Consider the following 468-nt stretch of genomic DNA (forward strand, 5'->3'; position numbering starts at 1 on the left):
TGAACCCCACAGTCGAAGAAGACACAACGGCGCTATATCTGCAAAAGACGCTAAAAGATTTCCCTGTAGAAATTTCCCGCCTCGCTTCGGGAATGCCAGTCGGGGGAAATATTGAATATATTGACAAGCTTACGCTTTCACGGAGTTTCAGGGGGAGAGTGAAGGTGTGATAGGCGAATAAGATAGAAATATGGCAGAGTATTAAAAAACTTTTGGTAAAGACGTAACAGAAACAGTGTTAAATGAACTCTCATTGAAGTGACATAATTTATTATCTACAGAGTACCAGTTCTGCTACCAAACTTTTTGAATCCAATTAGTACAGTTCCGGGAATGTTTTCTTGAAATCCTCAAAGATGTTTTCCAGTTCGGTAAAACCGCTTGCGGTATCATCTGCATTTTTTGGCATTCTCGTACCAGTGACGACTTCTTCACCGTCCTTAATCTTTATTTTAGCAGGATTATACC

General features: G+C 40.2%; 1 pseudogene. It reads left to right on the forward strand.

The features are described 5' to 3' along the window. Positions 1-170: pseudogene (locus tag ACYVRH_RS14595) on the forward strand (recombination mediator RecR); the annotation flags it as partial. Between the last annotated feature and the right edge of the window lie 298 nt (positions 171-468).

The sequence above is a fragment of the Treponema sp. R80B11-R83G3 genome, assembly GCF_054786115.1.